General features: G+C 59.0%; 10 protein-coding genes. 4 read left to right on the top strand and 6 right to left on the bottom strand.

Going from position 1 to position 17,407, the window contains the following annotated elements; genetic code table 11:
• Positions 1 to 68: 68 nt before the first annotated feature.
• The 5 genes from J3U88_RS13610 to J3U88_RS13590 all read right to left on the bottom strand — a co-directional run bounded on the left by J3U88_RS13610 (position 69) and on the right by J3U88_RS13590 (position 4,698).
• A complete protein-coding gene (locus tag J3U88_RS13610) occupies positions 69 to 377 on the bottom strand; it encodes a hypothetical protein (protein ID WP_207859382.1) in 309 nt (102 codons plus the stop codon).
• Positions 378 to 589: 212 nt separating this feature from the next.
• On the bottom strand, positions 590 to 1,402 hold the full coding sequence (locus tag J3U88_RS13605) for a hypothetical protein (RefSeq protein ID WP_207859380.1): 813 nt from the start codon (positions 1,400 to 1,402) through the stop codon (positions 590 to 592).
• Between the two features lie 454 nt (positions 1,403 to 1,856).
• Positions 1,857 to 3,575, bottom strand: a complete 1,719-nt coding sequence (locus tag J3U88_RS13600; protein ID WP_207859378.1) for an ABC-three component system protein — start codon at positions 3,573 to 3,575, stop codon at positions 1,857 to 1,859.
• Positions 3,572 to 3,802: an ABC-three component system middle component 6 gene (locus J3U88_RS13595; RefSeq protein WP_207859376.1), complete on the bottom strand. Its 231-nt coding sequence runs from the start codon at positions 3,800 to 3,802 to the stop codon at positions 3,572 to 3,574. The genes J3U88_RS13600 and J3U88_RS13595 overlap by 4 nt, the downstream gene beginning before the upstream one ends.
• Entirely contained in the window at positions 3,799 to 4,698 is a 900-nt protein-coding gene (locus J3U88_RS13590) for an ABC-three component system protein (protein WP_207859374.1), read from the bottom strand. The genes J3U88_RS13595 and J3U88_RS13590 overlap by 4 nt, the downstream gene beginning before the upstream one ends.
• A gap of 266 nt (positions 4,699 to 4,964) precedes the next feature.
• Here J3U88_RS13590 and J3U88_RS13585 point away from each other — a divergent pair, with 266 nt between their 5' ends.
• The gene (locus tag J3U88_RS13585; protein WP_207859372.1) at positions 4,965 to 11,054 is read left to right on the top strand and encodes a WD40 repeat domain-containing serine/threonine protein kinase; all 6,090 of its coding nucleotides are present in this window, start codon (positions 4,965 to 4,967) and stop codon (positions 11,052 to 11,054) included.
• 4 nt (positions 11,055 to 11,058) lie between these two features.
• On the opposite strand, the gene J3U88_RS13580 is transcribed toward J3U88_RS13585, so the two are convergent.
• Positions 11,059 to 13,392: a GspE/PulE family protein gene (locus J3U88_RS13580; RefSeq protein WP_207859370.1), complete on the bottom strand. Its 2,334-nt coding sequence runs from the start codon at positions 13,390 to 13,392 to the stop codon at positions 11,059 to 11,061.
• 465 nt (positions 13,393 to 13,857) lie between these two features.
• On the opposite strand from J3U88_RS13580, the gene J3U88_RS13575 reads away from it, so the two are divergent.
• The 3 genes from J3U88_RS13575 (at position 13,858) to J3U88_RS13565 (ending at position 17,305) form a co-directional block, all read left to right on the top strand.
• Complete coding sequence (locus tag J3U88_RS13575; protein ID WP_207859368.1) at positions 13,858 to 14,304, top strand: hypothetical protein; 447 nt, start codon at positions 13,858 to 13,860, stop codon at positions 14,302 to 14,304.
• Positions 14,305 to 15,089: 785 nt separating this feature from the next.
• Positions 15,090 to 15,992, top strand: coding sequence for an ABC transporter ATP-binding protein (locus J3U88_RS13570; protein ID WP_207859367.1), 903 nt, complete (start codon positions 15,090 to 15,092; stop codon positions 15,990 to 15,992).
• Positions 15,989 to 17,305 (top strand): ABC transporter permease, encoded by a 1,317-nt coding sequence (locus J3U88_RS13565; protein WP_207859365.1) that lies wholly within the window; start codon positions 15,989 to 15,991, stop codon positions 17,303 to 17,305. The genes J3U88_RS13570 and J3U88_RS13565 overlap by 4 nt, the downstream gene beginning before the upstream one ends.
• Positions 17,306 to 17,407 lie beyond the last annotated feature (102 nt).

The following is a 17,407-nucleotide window of genomic DNA, read 5'->3' as shown; positions in this document are numbered from 1 at the left end:
ACAATGTTGTACCCCGGATGGAATTCAACCGTTAAGCGACAGACCGAGACCCTCCAGACGATCCCCGCTCAGGGGTTCCCGATCTGGAAATAAATGACGTCGGGAAATACCCCACGCGCGAGCATCGCCCCGTTAACGGCGATAATGCCGGCTGCCAACAAGGCACGATTCCACGCCTTTTGCTGTTTACTTCGTTCTTCAAAAACGATGGGCAGGGCAAGAAAGGCAGAGATGAGGCAGTTCAAGGGCGAAGGGTTTTGAACGAGGAACACCATCATCACCGCGGCAATTGCACTACCCACGAAACGCCGGCCAAACAGTTCAACAAAAATGAGAATGCCGCACAATACAATCGCCACGTATTGAAATTCATCCATACCTCTTTACCTTTATCACCTAAACCAATGTTCGAAGCGCGCACTTTGAAAACCCTATTCACCTTATGCTGCGTAACTTAGGTGTTATTTGGCTCATCGCCGTGGCGAACGTGTCGAGAAAAGTGCCAGGGCACCCAACCTGGTACACGCAAAAAGGGGCTTGGCTGGATTTCCCTTGCCAAGCCCCTTTCGTTTTAAGCGTTATGACAGACTTATTCCACGGTCACTTGGTCGATGGTAATCGGAAAAGACCAGATGTCCGGTTCGAAATGAATCACGATACCGCCGCGACGAATGCCACGCGCATCGGCCGTGCCCCTGGGAATTTCCCATCCGATGGAATAGCCCTTACTGATAAAGCGTCCATCGGTATTGGAAACCACGTTATCCAGGTTTTGAAGCGACCAAACAAGGTGGCCGTTGTCTTCAAATTGAAACAAAAAACTGGGCTCTGTTTCACAAGCCTTGATCTGATACATGTCGGAACCCACCAGCGTGGGTGAAAAGTTTAAGGCCCGCTGTTGTTCCAATACGTTGAGTTTGTCCGTCATAACCAACAAGGCGTTAAACACCGATTGCCAGTGGAGCAAATCAATGTGGTACTTAGCATTGTCAAGTACCACCCGTTCTTCAAAGCTAAGATCTTTTGGGTTCCGCTGCAAACGATAGCTGCCCAATTCGCCGGCACCTTCGCCAACGGCTTCACTCGGTTGACCGCGCCAAGAAAGAACCACGGTGTTGGGCGAAGCCTCGATTGTCCAAATCAGGTTTTCGGATAGGGGAACCTCGTAAATGTACGTCGGCCCACAAAAAGGGGTGTACAGCTTGTTATCTTGGATCGCGGCCTGGGAAGCGGTTCCTTGGTAAAAGGCATCTTTCAGCATGACCGACGCTTTTAAGACAACCGGCAAGACCTCGGAGAGGCGTTGGGGTTTTTTCGGGTTGAAGTCGGCGAGTGCGGGAAGAGAAAAGCCGGCAACAAGGAAAGCACAGGTTAGGGCGATCAATCGTCTAGGGAATTTCATAGGTCACCTCGTGGATGGTTGGTTAGGGTTTGGACGGCAGACCGCAATGGTGCCAAAGCCAAGCAGAGGACAAGGTGGGGAGTGGCGGTTTCGCCCAAGGCCCCCCCGAACACGGGCTCACACTCACTGATAACACAGGCCTTACCGCCCAACACACAAACAACACGCTATCATATATTTTCAACGAAAACAGCTTTTTCACTTACATCTAAAATAACTTTTTATTCCGCCAACCTTATTTTCCAGAAAGCATTTCCTAACGCCAACGCAAAGCTTCCAGACAACACTTTTCGTCAAAGATTGAGCGCGTTCCCGATGTTTTTATCTAAACTATTTTTTTCAGGCCTTTAACCAAAAACCTTCGCTTCAGCGCCGCTTAGGTCCGAGACAACGTCCAGTTTTCCCCAGAGAAAACCCAACAGATCATGCATGTGCGCTACCAAGCATCGCTCGTCTAAAACCGAATACCAAACAAGCCCCCGTCTTCGCTTGCATCCGTTAGTTTAACGTCCATTACGTAGTCGCTTAAATCGAAGCCGGGTAGGGTTTCCTTGAAGGCATCGTCTTCATTCATGGTTACTATATATTGAAATTGATGCTCTTCCGCCAAACGCGCACCCACCTTTAAGGCACTAATCACCTGGCGTCCATCTACACCGTCGAATAAATGGCTATCGTGAATAAGAAAACCCGGCCCTATTCCGCGCGCGCCACACAAACACATTAGCATCATGTCGAAACAAAAGATCTTCATATTTTTGATGCCTTTGCTTCGTGCGCCTTGAATGGGAAACGAGAAACCCGGCCCATTGGATCCCGTATCGACCTGCATGCTACCTGCCGATTCATAAAGGCTCTTCGAAATATTCTCGTAAACGAGAATCGCCTCCTGCAAACGCGCTTCCTGTTCGACAAAATCCCGTTTCAATCGCAAGCTTAACCTGCTTCGTTCGAAATCCAGCTCGTTTTTGCTCCCTTCTATTTGCAATGCCGATTCATACCGCTGTCGCAGATGATTCACCTCGGCATCCAAACGGGTCCCCTCCGCTTGAAGTTTGGAAAATTGCTCAAGTGCGCCATGGCTGTTCAGGAGGGCCAACAATTCGGAACGCCGTGCGTCCAACACCCCTTTTTGATGGTCCCGTGCCGAAATACGCTGTCGGGCTTCCTCAAGTTCACCCAAGAGGTAATCCTTGCGGTTCCGAATCACCGATTCGTGGAAGCGCCGCACATCGTCGTATTGCTGGAGCGCAACACCCGGCAGGACGACACCGGCTTGCGCATATACCGCCGCCAAATCGAGAATCGCGGGCGGTGCCTCCACGGCCAATGCTGCTTCCATATCGCGTACCGCGGCATGGTCCAAAGTGTTGTCGTTGGCCAGTTCATTTAAGTTACGGGTAATTTGGTCGGCCTCCAACTCTAACGCTCGATATTCAGGGTGAACGCGGAACGCGGCGATTCGCTCTTGCAAAGCTTTTAAACGTCCTTCCTTAACCGTTAATTCGGTCCTAAGGTCGGCAGATTTACCCAGAACAGCGCCGAATGCCCCCTCCTTTGCCGCTTTCTTTAGCTCCTTGAGGGTTTTTTCACGATCTCGAACAAGCTGCCAATCGGCAGCGATTTGCCAATCAAGCCCGAGTAGGTACAAAAGCGACACTTGAATATCTACCAGTTGCTGCATACCCGCCTGTTTTTCAGGAGCGGTAAAACCGCCACTTTGTTCCCGACGCGCAAAATAAGCGAAGAGAGAACGAAAGGTCGGCTTTCTTCCTTGCGCCGCAACACCAACGCTCCCAAGTTCAAACAAACGACGGCCAAGTATTTCGTTCCATTGAGTGTTGGCGAGGGTTTCCGGTTCACTTTCAGGCGCCTTTACCACCGGTTTGGCCTTGTCCCTCGCAGTTCGAGAAACCACAAAAGAATCGGCCCCAAGGTCCAGGCTCATCTCAAATGTTCTACCGCGCAATGCAGGCGCGCGAAACAATGATTCCTTGTTCGCCATTGCCCCCAGCAAATAATGGACAATTTCGACCAAGCTGGTTTTGCCCGCCCGATTGCGGGTTTGTCGATCACTCGCCCCGTGTTCCTTGTGCGCCAAGAGGACATTGAGACCAGGCGAGAAGGTCAGCGTTTTAAAACTAGGCAAACTGGATGTAATTTGGTGGATCATGTTTCACCGGGGAGCAAAACCCCATCCTCCAAACGCACCGCGCCCATCATGAAGAGTAAGTCAAGTGCGAGAATAAAATGATCGTAGGGGAGCCTGAAATCTCGCGCACGGGAAACGGACTCCCACAAAGAGGAAACGGTACGCGGCGCTTGCAATGTTTTGAGAATCAGCGCACCAATGGTGAGCAGGGCACGATCTTGCGACAGGTGTTTTGAGGGTAAAATCACAGGTCCTCCCCCTTCGGCTTTTCAAAAATATCACATCGTTCGAAGAAGTAGGCAAGGACCGCCAACACGGGAACCTCATGTTCGCCGGTTCCCCGTTGGGAACCCCCAGCCCACGCTTGAAGCTCGCCAAAAATGCGATTGGGGATCATACGCCCACGCAATCCGGCGTACCGGGCCCGAAAGGCCCCGGCGATGCGTTCCCCAAACAGCGGATCATGCCAACGATCAAAAAACCGCGCTACCAAGGGTGTTTTTATGTAGCCGGCCTTGAGAAGCGCCGCGGTGCTCTCCGACAAAGCATTCGCCTCTATTTTTCCCATAGGTACATCATCCACCACAAGACTGCCGACAGGTGGTTGGCCGGCAATGTGCTCAAGAACCACCTGCAATTCGTCAAAACCTAGTTTTGCCTGAGTTGCCTCTGTAGGCGCCGGCCCAAACCATTCGGCCATCGTGTCGCGTTCCAGCTGCTCAAATATCTTTCGAAGCTCATGTTCACCCCATGCGTCTATGTCAATTCCAGGGTGAGTCTGCTTAAGGGTTAAAAAGGTTTCCATTACCCCGGGCGGTAAGCCAGGCGCATTATGCACAAAAATCCATTTATGAAAATGTGAGCGCCAATGCCGCACGGCACCTTCGAAGTCTTCTTTGATTTTTTTTACAGCTTTGTACTCAGTCATCTCGAGCGGAGCATAAACCTGAAACAAACAACGTTCCGACTGAAGAAATCCGTCATTCTTTCGATCACCTCGGTTACCCCAAGGAACACAAGGCAGGAAATCATGACCGTATGCGCGGTTCATTAGCGCTTCGAAAAGCGTTTGGAATTCGTTTCCTTTTGCTCTTAAAAAGGCATTCTCAAACCTTGAAATATAATAGGCTCGTTGCAACTTCATTCAAAGACTACTTCACTTAGATTGAGAAATACTTCTGGGATTCACTAATTATAAACAAACCCGTTGAATTTCTTCACAAAAATGAACCAAACACTGACTTAGGGTGAATGCTGCTTAGCGCTGTTTCCCGAGTGACCGCGGCGCCGGGCTCGCCTGTGCTATAATCACGGCGCTGATCTTCCCCCACACAACCCAGCTTCACTGGTGGTCCCGGCGCCCTCGCGCCACGCGTCGCCGCCTATGCCCCGTCCCTCGGAAAGAGGCTCATGAAACCTGCCGACGATTTTGATTTGAGCGCCGACATGACTGGGCGCCACATCGGCCCCTACCTGCTCCAACAACAATTGGGCCGCGGCGGCATGGGTACCGTCTACCTCGGTATTCGCCAAGACGATGAGCTAAGCATGAAGGTCGCGGTGAAGCTGCTGCACCGCGAGTGGTCGACCCCACGCGTGCTGGCCCGCTTCCGCCGCGAACGCCAAACCCTGGCCGACTTGCGCCACCCCAACATCGCCCAACTCATGGACGCGGGCACCACCGACGACGGCCATCCCTGGCTGATTATGGAATGGGTCCAGGGCACCCACATCGACGTTTGGTGCGCCGAGAACAACGCCTCCACCGAACGCATCCTGCTGCTGATCCGCAAGGCGGCGCAAGCCCTCGGCCACGCCCACCGCACCGGCGTCATCCACTGCGATATCAAACCCCAAAACCTGATGATCAACCGCGACGGCGAACCCAAGCTGCTCGATTTCGGCATCGCTCAAATGGCGGTCGACGACGGCGAAACACCGACCGCCAAGGGACGCGAATCGCTGATGACCCCCGCCTACGCCGCGCCCGAACAGAAGGAAGGCACCATCTCCGCCGCCGCCGACGTCTACGCGCTCGGCCTGGTCCTCCTCCAACTGCTGATCGGGCGCCCGCCCGCCCGGCTCGGCTGCGACCCGCTCGAGGCGGTGACCCGGCTCACCCTGCACGGACGCCAACCCATTCAACGCGATTTCAGCGACAACGACGCCACCCTCACCAGCAAATACGATCCCACCATGGATCCCCAACCTAGCGACGCCGAAGGGGAACCCACCGAACCCGGCGACCCGCTTCCCGAATCGCTGGGTTACGTGATGCGCCGCGCCCTGGCGCCGACGATCAACGACCGCTTCCCATCCATGGACGCCTTCGTGAGCAGCCTCGACCAAGTGCTCACCGCCATGCGCGGCGACGAACCGGACCAACGCCGCGGCGGAACCCGGTACGACGCGGTTTTTTGGTGTCACCCCGATTTCGCCGACCGCGTGCGCCACCTGGTCGCCTTGCTCCAGCGCGAACCCGGTCTGACGGCGGTCTACCCCTCGGACCAAAATCCCGGTTCGCGGGCGCTGCACCATACCCTGGAACAGGCCAAGGTGTGCGTGGTCTGCCTCGGCGATCCAACCGATGCGGCCGAAAAAACACCCTGGCAATGGGCACCGGCGCTGCGCGACAAACTCGCCTTCCACGCCCGTCTCTACCATTTCCTACCGCTCCTGCTCCCCCACGCCGCCTTCCCCGAAAAACAAAGCTTATTACCCAGTTTTCTGCGGGGCAAAACCTGGCTGCGCCTGGAGGATATCGCGGTGGAGGGCTTGCAACCGCTGGTCGCGGCGATCCGCGGTATTCAAGGCGAAGGACAGGTCCGCGAGCTTCCGCCGGGAACCTGTCCCTTCCGCGGCCTCGAGGTCTTCCGCGAACAAGATCGCCACCTTTTCTTCGGCCGCGAGGCGGTTTCACAACGCATCGCCGAATACATCTTGCGCCGACCCTTCGGCGCCGTGCTGGGCCCCTCCGGCAGCGGCAAATCCTCGCTGGTCCAGGCCGGGGTCAACCCGCGTCTGCGCGCCTTCGGCTTCGAAATCTGCCTGTTCCGCCCCGGCCACCTACCCACCGCCCATCTGGTCGGCGCCCTGCGCGAGGTGCTGCCCGACTTCTTCGGCCGCTCCCACCAAGTCCTCGAACACCAACTGCGCACGGTACCGGGCCGGCTCAGCGCCCTCGCGGCCGAGTTCCGCCTGCGACACGGTCGCCGCCTGCTGGTGGTGGTCGATCAATTCGAGGAAATCTTCACCCAATGCAAAAACCTGGCGGAACGCAAGGTCTTCGTCGACGCGCTCTGCAACGCGGTGGAACACAGCAACGACCACCTCCACCTGCTGGTCACGATGCGCTCCGATTTCCTGGGCAAATGTGCCGTTTTCCACGACCTCAACGACCTGATCACCGACCATTTCCTCCAACTCGGTCCCATGAACCGTGAGGAGCTGGCGCGCGCGGTGGAAGCCCCGGCCCGCCTTGCCGGACTCAACCTGCAGGCCGGCCTGCTCGAACAGGTGCTCAACGAGGTCAGCGGTGCACCCGGCGCCCTGCCCCTGCTGGAACACGCACTGCTGGAGCTCTACCAAAAACGCGAAGGTCCCTTACTGACGCGGCGCGCCTACGACGAGATCGGCGGCATCAAAGGCGCCCTCGCCAAACGCGCCGAGTACGAATACGGCCGCCTCAACCCGACCCAACAGCACGTGTTGCGCAAAATGTTCATCCTTGCCCTGATCCAGCCGGGCGAAGGCACCGAGGACACGCGCCGTCAAGCAACAGGCCCCGAACTCATCGCCATCGGCGGTGCCGAGGTTCCGCCGCTCCTGCGGACCTGGACCGAGGTTCACCTGCTCACGGCGTCGCGCGATACGGCCCGCGACGCGGAAGTTTACGAGGTCGCCCACGAGGCGCTGATCGGCAGTTGGTCGCGCATCAAGGAATGGATGGAGGAAGGCCGCGAAACGGCGCGCCTGCTCAACCGCCTGCGCCAATTCGCAACCACCTGGGACGAAGCCGGCCGCGACGAGGACCATCTGTTGCGCGGCGGGCCCTTGTTCCAAATGCAAGAGCTGGTGCGCACGGAAGAAGCCCATTTGGGCGAGCGGGAGAAGGCGTTTGTGGCGGCGGGTCTGGCCCTCGCGGCCCAACAGAGCCGGAACGTTGAGGCAACGGCCACCGCCCTGCGGCGGCGCAAAAACCACGCCCAGGTTGCCTCGCTGGCGGCCTTGCTGCTCGCCGCCTTCGCCTTCGCCATGCTGTTCCAAGCCAACCACGAACGCGACCGCGCCAACCACGAACGCCAACGGGCGGAGACGGCGCTCCGAGAAGCCGAGGCGCAAACGCTGGCCGGCAATTTCAGCCTGGCCACCATGCTCACGGAAGAAGCGGGCCTCGCCTTGCAAAAACACCAAAGCGGACGCGCCTGGTTGTATACCCTCGCGGCCCTCTCCCACGAAATTCCGGCCGACCGCGACCTGCCGACGGCGCTAGGGCGCTTCGCCGATCCCAAGATGGGCGACGTGGACCGCCTGATATGGTCCTCCCCGGCCAATCCCGGCGCGGTCCGCTCGGCCTTCCACCCCGACGGACAAAGCGTCGCCGTCGCAAGTTCGGATCACCGCATCCGCCTGCTGGATCTGAACAACGGCGGCCCACGCGGCATGTTGCAGGGTCACAACAACCTGATCAACGCTCTCGCCTTCCATCCCAACACCGACCAACCGCTGCTGGTCTCGGCCGGAGACGATTACGCGGTACGGCTGTGGCGCTTACCCAGCGAGCCTTGGGTCATGGCCGCCGCGGTGGCAACCCTGACCCACGAACACCCGGTCGTTGACCTGGCCTTCTCGCCCGACGGTTCCTTGCTGGCCGCACTCACGGACCAAGGCGGGATTTTTCTCTACCAAGTCGACCCACGGCAACCCGAGCAAACACGCGCCGCGGCCGAGTACCACCCGTCCGAGGCGGTTCCCTTCCGGGTCGTCCGCTTCAACGCCGAGGGTGATCAGCTTATCGCCGGTGATAGCCAGGGCCGGCTTCATTTCCTTCATCTGGACGACCAGACGCGGAGCAAACGCACCGGATTCACCTATGCGGCAATCATCGGCCTCGAGGCGACGGCACAAGGTTGGATCACGCTGCACGAGGACGGTGACTTCTACCTGTGGCGCGACGGCCCTCAAGACCCGGTTCGCCCCGCGAGCACCGCACCCGACAACGCGCTCGCGCTGGCAGTTTTGCCCAACCGCACGCAACTCATGACTTACCACGCCTCGGGAACGCTGCGTTTGTGGGATCTGAAAAGCGGAAAAAACACCTGGCGTCAAGCCACCGACTTGTTCCAAACGCTCACCGAAAACGACGAACTCCCCGCGCCCAAGCAACCGCAGCTGGCGATGGATCGCCACCACGGCCGCGCCGCGCTCAGCAACGGTGAATGGAGCCTGTGGCAAGCCCACCAAAACGGTCCCCGACGCGCGCTGGGCGGGCACCGTGCCGCCGTCTGGGACGTGGCCTATTCACCCGACGGTCGCCTCATTGCCAGCAGTTCCCGCGACCGCCGCGTCATCCTTTGGGACCGCGAAACAGGTTTGCAAAAACGCGTTCTCCTCAATCAGAAAGACGATATCTTCACGATTGCCTTCTCGCCCGACGGCCGTTTCCTCGCAAGCGGTTCCTCCGACAGCACCATCGCACTGTTTGACCTGGAACAACCCGAGGCCCCGCCACGCATTCTCAAGGGCCACACGCTCGCCGTACGCGACTTGGCCTTCTCCCCGGACGGTGCTTTCCTCGCGGGAAGTTCCTACGACCACAGCATCCGAATCTGGAACCTGGCAAAGGGCACGGCGGCGATTCTCCAGGGCCACGACAGCGTGGTGTGGAGCATCGCCTTTTCCCCGGACGGCCAAACCCTGGTCTCGACCTCGGCCGATAGCCAAGTCATCCTGTGGGACTGGGCCGCCGGCAAGCAGCGCCGCGTGCTGCGCGGCCACGACGCCGATGTCTGGACCGCGGCTTTTTCCCCCGACGGCAGCATGCTGGCAACAGGTTCGGCCGACCACCGCGTTTTGGTCTGGAACCTGGCCGATTTCACCATTCGCCACGAACTGCGCGGCCACACGGCTTCCTCCCTGGCGGTCCGCTTTTCTCCCGACAACCGTTTGCTGGCCTCCGGCTCCTACGATGCCACCGTCGCCATTTGGCGCGTGGACGACGGCGCGCTGGTTACCAAACTCAGTGACCACAACGACGGTGTCTGGAATCTGGCCTTCTCACCCGACGGCCGCGAGCTGGCCACGGCCTCCTACGACAACACGTTCAAACGCTGGGCCGTTCACGAATCCGACCAGGCCGATACCATCAAAGCCCACGCGGCGGCCATCCTCGGCCTGGCGTTCTCGCCCGACGGCCGCACCGTCGCCTCGGCCTCCATGGACCAATCCATCAAACTCTGGGATTTCCCCTCCGGCAAACCCATCCAAACCCTGCTCGGACACAGCGCCGCGGTTTGGTGCATTTCTTTTTCACCCGACGGCCGCCTCATCGCATCGTCCTCCTACGATCAGTCCATCACCGTTTGGGACAAGGAATCGCGCCGTCTGCTCCACCGCCTGGAAGACCACCAGGGCGAAATCCGCAACGTGGTTTTTTCACCGGACACCAATCGCCTCGCCTCCTGTGCCTACGACGGCTCGGTCAAAATTTGGGACACGGACACCGGAAAACACGTCATCACCTTCGACGGTCACATCAACGAAGTCTGGGGTTTGGCGTTCTCACCCGACGGCAAACGCCTCGCCAGCGCGTCCATCGACCAAACCGTGCGACTCTGGGACATGGAAACCCTCAAACCAACCAACGCGTTGCGCGCCCACGCCTCCGAGGTCTGGGACGTGGCCTTTTCCCCCGACGGCACCCTGCTGGCCACCGCCTCACGGGACAAAACCATCAGCCTGTGGGACAGCGAAACCCTGACGCCGCGCGGGACGCTCTCCGGTCACGAGGCCCCCATCTGGTCGGTCGACTTCTCACCGGACGGTCGCTTCTTGGCCTCGGCCTCCGTCGACGACACGGTGCGTGTTTGGAACCTGGCCACCCAACGCCCTTTTGCCGGGTTTCACGCCGCCGGCGGCAACGCCAACAATGTCGTCTTCTCACCCAACGGGGACACCCTGGTCTCGGCCCATGACGACGGCACCCTGCGCTTCTGGCGCCTCAACCAACTGGAACCCTTTTCTGCGATGGCTGGGTCCCACGACGGTTGGCGCACGCTGCGCGAACGCTCCTTGTTCCATTTCGGTTACCGCTTCGACGGCGTCTCGCTCGACTACGAACCACGCGTGTCCTTGGTCAACCCGGACGGCACCCCGCTGGGCCAAGACCACCCATTCACCCAACTCTACCGGCCCAAACCCGGGGAAACCCCGCTCATAGAGTGGCTGCAGCGGCAACCGGCAACCCCCCTCAATACCGAGGCCGCGAACTTTCCCAACTAATCGATTACTTCATACACACGGCGCGGACCTGGCTGAGATCGGTGTGGCCGTCGAGTACTTTGATAATGCCGTCCCGCAGCAGGGTCAGCATGCCTTCAGCAATGGCGACCTTGCGGATTTCATCCACCGTTTTGCTTTCCAACACGACTTTTTTCAATCCATCCGAACCCATGAGCAACTCGTGAATGCCCATGCGGCCGCGGTAACCCGTATCCGCACATTCACCGCAACCCACCGCGGTCTGCAACTGAAAATCAGGGCTCCAGGTCCGCTTCAGGTCGCGATCAAACTCGGCGGGCCCGTAGGCGTTGCGCAATTCATCAAACAGATCTTTGCTCGCCGGCTTCTCCTGCTTGCAGGCTTTGCACAGGGTGCGCGTCAGGCGTTGCGCCAGAACCGCCAGCAAGGCGTCGGCAAAGTTAAACGGATCCAAGCCCATGTCGAGCAGGCGCGTCACCGTTTCGGGCGCGCTGTTGGTGTGCAGCGTGCTGAATACCAAGTGGCCGGTCAGCGAGGCTTCGATGCCCGTCGCCGCGGTTTCGTGGTCGCGCATCTCACCAATCATGATCACGTCGGGGTCGGCCCGCAAAAAGGCACGCATCGCGGCGGCGAAATCAAAGCCGATCTTCGGCTGGACGTTGACCTGACGCAAACCGGGCTGGGTGATTTCCACCGGATCCTCGGCCGTCCAAATTTTAATGTCCTCGCGGTTGATGAACCCCAGCGCCGAGTGCAAGGTGGTCGTTTTCCCCGAACCGGTCGGTCCCACCACCAGAATCAACCCGTAGGGTTCGCGCACGATGGAACTAAAGCGTTCGTAGTTATCGGGATGCATCCCGAGTTTATCCAGCGGGATCGGCTTACTCGCGGCAAGAATCCGCATCACGATGTCCTCGTTGTTGACGCCGGAAGTGGGAATCACCGCCACCCGCAGTTCAATGACCTTGCCGTCGGCCATGCGAAAGCGGATTTTGCCGTCCTGGGGTTTGCGTCGCTCGGCAATGTCGAGCTGGGCCATAATTTTAAGCCGCGAAACCAGCGCGGTACGGTGCGAGGCCGGAATCGATTGGTAGGTATAACAACTGCCGTCGCGACGGAAGCGAATGCGACAGGGCAAATTTTTACCTTGGGGTTCGATGTGAATGTCGGAAACCCCGGCGCGATAGGCGTCGGAAATAATTTTGTTGGCCAGACGCACCACGACCCCTTGAACCTCGTCGCTTTCGGCATCGTCGTCGTCCTGATCGATCACCTCGCCCATCTCGCCGGCCGACAGTTCGGTCAAAATCTCCGCGAACTCGTTTTCCTCAACAACAGGATCATCTTCGCTTTCCGCCGTCACCCCGTAGGACTGGTTCAGGTAATCCTGAATATCACCCAGCAGGGCGACGTGGACCTCAAGGCGGGGAGCCAGGTTGACCGATTTGATCAGGTCGATTTTGTTGAGGTCGAAGGGGTCGACCACCGCGACCTGCATCACGCCGCCCTGACGGGCGATGGGTGCACAGCCGTGTTTGCGCCAAAAATCCATTTTGACGCGTTCGACCAGATCGGCGGGCATCTTGGCTTCGCCGTCCCAAGCAAAAGCGGGCACGCTGTAGAAGTCTTGCAGCGACTGCGTCAGTTGGCTTTTGTCCAGCTTATAGCGGTTCATCAGGTGGCGGCCCAAGCATTGGTGGTTCACCCGTGCGTGGGTGACCGCTTCTTCCAGTTGCTCCTCGGTGAGCAGACCGCCGTCGACCAAATCACCGTAAAGGCGGCGGCGCCCACCCTCCGCGCGCCGACACTTGTTCTGGTTAAAAAAAGCAATCGCCAGGGTGCTCGCGAGGTGACGCGCGCCAACCACGACCTTGTCGGGAAAGGCCGCCTCCGGCTCGGCCCGATTGTTGATGACCTGAAGGACACCGAGCAGGCGCTTTTCAAAGAGGAGCGGTACAGCCAAGACTTGGCGGGTGCGGAACCCGGTGGCTTTGTCCCAGCGACCGTCGAAACGCAACTGGGGATGAATCGCTTTCAGGGAAGCGGCGTCATAGACGTTGGCGATGTTAATGGTTTGACGGGCGACCGCGGTAAAACCGGCCAAACTGTTGGTGTCCTTGGCGACGCGGATAATTTGCCGCGGGTAGCTCCCGAATTTAATCGAAAAGAGGCGGTCGTGTTTGGTATCCACGGCAAAAATGGTGATGCGCTCGGCGTTGAGCAGCTTGGCGATGGGTTCGGACATGGTGGCCAAGATCGTGGAAATATCCGGCGCGGCATGAATTTCCTGGTTCACGGCGTTAAGCTGGGTTTGGAAGGTCAGTTCCCCTTGCAGCGATTGCGGTTCACGAACAGCCATAGGTCCCTCCGAGGTGAGGCGGTTTTCTTGTTCGTATCGGACACAAACCGCAAAGCAAAAGATTTGGCGGAAGGAAACCGAAACATAAAAAAGAAGCGGTGTCAACTTTTCTCGCACAAAGCAAAAACCACTGCTGTTGCAGCCTTTAAGCAAAAAAAGGGGGGGCCGTTGTGGCGGTGGCCGCGGCGCCCTTCCAATTTTTTGGTAACGAAGCGCCGGGGGATTTGGGTCGCCGCCCACCACAATGTGATCTAGCCCACACGCCCAACCGGCAAGAGCTAATCCCCAGAGTCGATACAACATACCCAACGGAAGGAACAGGGCGGCATGGTGAAATTTTAGTTTTCAATGCAAATATGTTAGAATTTCCGCCGAAACATTTGTGTAAATCCGTCGTCCAACCGATAGAATGTTGTAGACGATACGGTTTGTAGTCCTCGGGACACAAACCACAGGGGACACCTCTTGAGAATCGACGCCAATCCCATCCAATTACTGAGAGAAGTTTTTAAGCCGCTGCCACCGACGGCTGAGTTGGACGCGCCCGAGGGCGAGGACAACAAGGACAGCGTTTTGGATGCAGTGGTCATCAGCGATATGGCGCGCATTCTAGCGGAACAGAAAGATGAGGCCCAAACCGCCGAGACGGAAGAAGCGGAACGCGCCGACCTGGCCGCAATCGGCGAAGACGAAAACGATGGGGAAGCGGAAGAAGTCGCGGTTGAAGAAGAACCCGCCGCCGAGCCCGTCGTCACCACGGCATTGGCCACCGAAGAAATCGCCGTTGACGTTGAAGAAGTAACCGAGCAGGTTGAAGCGCCTGAAGTGGAAGAAGCCCCACCAGAACCCGCCGCCGAGCCTGAAGCCGAGACACCCGCCGTCACCACCATCAGCCTGGAGCAATCGGCTTAACATTGCTTTTTTAACCGCCCGGATGTCGGCACCTTCAGCGCCTGCTTGGTGTGAACCCCAAGCACCCAGGGCGTTGCCCTGGGCTGTCATAGGTAACCCTTACAGGGTAGCCGGGGGTGGCGAGGCTACGCCTCGCGTTTAAATAAAGAATGGGCCACGCATGGCGGTGTGCGTGTACCTTCGGCACACGCCGGATCAACCCCCAAGTGAAGATGGCGGGTGGCCGTAGGCGAAGACCGGGATCAATTGCGCGTGAACATCATGGTTGGGTGCGAAGGCAAATGTGGGCCGTTGAACCGGTTCGTCCTGACGGGACGAACACACCGCCATGCCGGGCCCACCATTGATTTAAACGTTCGCCGCAGGCGGACCTCAACCCGCTGTCCTGTAACGACTAACTATGGCAGCGAAGGGTCGGGCCCTTTGAAAAAGGGGCCTACCCTGGGTCACCGCGGTACCCAAAAAGCAGGCGCTGAAAGTGCCGGCAAAAGAGCCGGGGGTGGCGAGACTACGCCTCGCGTTTAAATAAAGAATGGGCCACGCATTGCGGTGTGCGTGTACCTTCGGCACACGCCGGATCACATGCCAACCGTCCATGCCCCTGTACGGTTCCCCCGCGCCCGATCACCGTTGTCCGCTTGTCTCCGGCACACGCATCAATTTCCCGTCTCGACCGGCCCTTTACCCCGCTTGCATCCGCCTCACTTTTCACACCCTATCCCGAATGCTAGGATGGAACAACGCCATCCCGTTCCGTTCCATCGATTCCTTGTGAGGCAATACCCATGACCAAAACCGAACCGGTCGTACTCGAGGTTCGCGCGGCCCACAAACGCTATGGTGATCGCGCCGCGCTCAACGGCGCCGCCTTCGCCCTTCACCAAGGCGAGTGGTTGGCCCTGCTCGGCCCCAACGGCGCCGGTAAAACCACGCTGGTGCGCACCATCGCCGGCCGGCTTAAGCTGGACCAAGGCGAGATTCTGCTCCACGGCAACGCTTTACAAGCGGGCGACCAAAAACAACGCGCCAAGCTGGGCATCGTGCCCCAAGAGCTGGCCCTCTACTCCAACTTAACCGCGGTGGAAAACCTCGAGGTGTTCGGCCGCTTCCACGGCGTCTCCGGCGCGACCCTGCGCGATAAAATCCGCTGGGCACTGGACTGGATCGCGCTCAGCGACCGTGCCCATGACCACGTCAAAGGTTTTTCCGGCGGCATGAAACGACGGCTCAACATTGCCGCCGCCGTCTTGCACCAGCCCAGCGTAATCCTGCTCGACGAACCGACCGTGGGGGTTGACCCCCAAAGCCGCGAACGCATCTGGCAAATGCTCAACGAGTTACGCGCGGACGGCGCCTCGCTGATGCTGACCACCCACCAATTGGACGAGGCCCAAACGATCTGTGACCGCATCGTCATTATCGACGGCGGGCAAACCATCGCCGCCGGCACCCTCGACGAACTGATCGAACAAACCATCGGCAGCCGCCGCGGCGTGTTCTGCAAGGTCAAGAACGCGGAAGGCACGGTCGCCGAGGAAGAGCACACCGTCGACGACCTCGCCGATGCGTTGCCAGGCATTCTTGCCGATTTGAAAGGTGGCGACAAACAGCTCCTCGACCTTCGGATCCAAACACCCAGCCTGCAAGCGGTGTTTCTACACCTGACCGGAAAGGATTTGCGCGAATGATCGGAACCATCCTCAAACTCAATTGGCTCACGCTGAAACGCGACCCGGTCGCCCTAGCGCTCAGCTTCATCATGCCGCTGATTTTTTTCACGATCTTCGCGGTCATCTTTGGCGGGGGCGGCGGTAGCAACGGCGGCATGAACCCGATCAACGTGCTGGTCGTCGCCGAACCAACCGATGCCTTTGCCGAAAAGTTCGTCACCAAATTGGCCGAACAACCCTCGCTCACCATCACCCGCTTCGAAAACCTCGACCCGGTCCCGCAAGGGGACCCTGAAACCGTTGCGCACCAACAGGTTCGCGCCGGAACCTATGACGCCGCACTCATGCTGCCCAGTCCCCTGGAACAATCCGTGGGCAATTTCGGCGTCGGCGGCGGCGACAAAGCGGTACTGGTTTACGACGCGGCCAATCCCGTCGCCCGCTTCGCCTTGGCCGGCCTGATTCAGGCCAACGTGATGCAAACCGCGCCGGACATCATGCTGAACCGCGGCATGAGCATGTTCGGCGACCAGGGCGCACCGCTCACCCCGCAACAGCAACAACTGGTGGACGAGGCCCGCGATTTTCTCAACGCGGAGGGCGCTCCGGCAAGTACCGGAGCCGGCGGTACCGCGGAACTGCTCCCCCTCGACGCCCGCGACGCGCGCGACTCGGGCGAAACGGGCGAAGAAAAGCAAAGCCCGAGCACCGTGGCCTATTACGCCGCGGGCATCGGCATTATGTTCCTGTTGTTCAGCATGACCGCCGCCGGGGGTTCGATCCTCGAGGAAGAGGAAAGCGGCACCCTCGACCGCCTGCTCAGTTCCCAGCTCGGGATCAACCAACTCATGCTGGGCAAATGGCTGTTCTACACCATCTCCGGCGGGCTGCAACTCACGGTGATGTTTGTCTACGGCGCGCTGGTGTTCGCGATCCCGCTGTTTACGGTCAAAACCATGACCGCCTTCCTGCTGATGACCACGGTCTCCGCGATGGGGGCGGCGGCGTTCGGCATGTTCCTGGCCACGGTGAGCAAAAGCCGCGCCCAACTCAGCGGTTTGTCGACGGTGGTCATTTTGATTATGTCGGCTGTCGGCGGCAGCATGGTCCCGCGCTTTATCATGCCGCCCGCCATGGCCACCGCGGGAAAGTTCACCTTTAACGGCTGGGCCATCGACGGGTACCTCAAAATCTTCTGGCGCGCCGATCCCAACCACAATCTGGCCGAGGCCCTCCTGCACATCGCCCCGGAACTGGCAGTCATCGCGCTGATGGCCGCGCTCATGTTGGGCGGCGCAATCTTCAGTGCCCAGCGTCGCCAGGCGGCCTGAGCCGACGAAACGGTGGTTCGTGCCGCAACAAGCACGAAACCTTAAAAAACGCGGGCGTGGGGACCCAAACCACAAGGGGTACCCAACCCCCAAAGGTAGAAG

The sequence above is a fragment of the Acanthopleuribacter pedis genome (genome assembly GCF_017377855.1).
Lineage (GTDB): Bacteria > Acidobacteriota > Holophagae > Acanthopleuribacterales > Acanthopleuribacteraceae > Acanthopleuribacter > Acanthopleuribacter pedis.
The sequence above is the reverse complement of the archived record's forward strand: the minus strand, read 5'-3'. Positions and strand labels throughout refer to the sequence as shown.

What these genes read in the sequence shown, in the direction of transcription:
- J3U88_RS13590 (WP_207859374.1), bottom strand. Translation starts at nt 4,698, where the DNA reads ATGAAGTTGCAACGAGCCTATTATATTTCAAGGTTTGAGAATGCCTTT.
- J3U88_RS13570 (WP_207859367.1), top strand. Translation starts at nt 15,090, where the DNA reads ATGACCAAAACCGAACCGGTCGTACTCGAGGTTCGCGCGGCCCACAAA.
- J3U88_RS13565 (WP_207859365.1), top strand. Translation starts at nt 15,989, where the DNA reads ATGATCGGAACCATCCTCAAACTCAATTGGCTCACGCTGAAACGCGAC.
- J3U88_RS13610 (WP_207859382.1), bottom strand. Translation starts at nt 377, where the DNA reads ATGGATGAATTTCAATACGTGGCGATTGTATTGTGCGGCATTCTCATT.
- J3U88_RS13605 (WP_207859380.1), bottom strand. Translation starts at nt 1,402, where the DNA reads ATGAAATTCCCTAGACGATTGATCGCCCTAACCTGTGCTTTCCTTGTT.
- J3U88_RS13585 (WP_207859372.1), top strand. Translation starts at nt 4,965, where the DNA reads ATGAAACCTGCCGACGATTTTGATTTGAGCGCCGACATGACTGGGCGC.
- J3U88_RS13600 (WP_207859378.1), bottom strand. Translation starts at nt 3,575, where the DNA reads ATGATCCACCAAATTACATCCAGTTTGCCTAGTTTTAAAACGCTGACC.
- J3U88_RS13580 (WP_207859370.1), bottom strand. Translation starts at nt 13,392, where the DNA reads ATGGCTGTTCGTGAACCGCAATCGCTGCAAGGGGAACTGACCTTCCAA.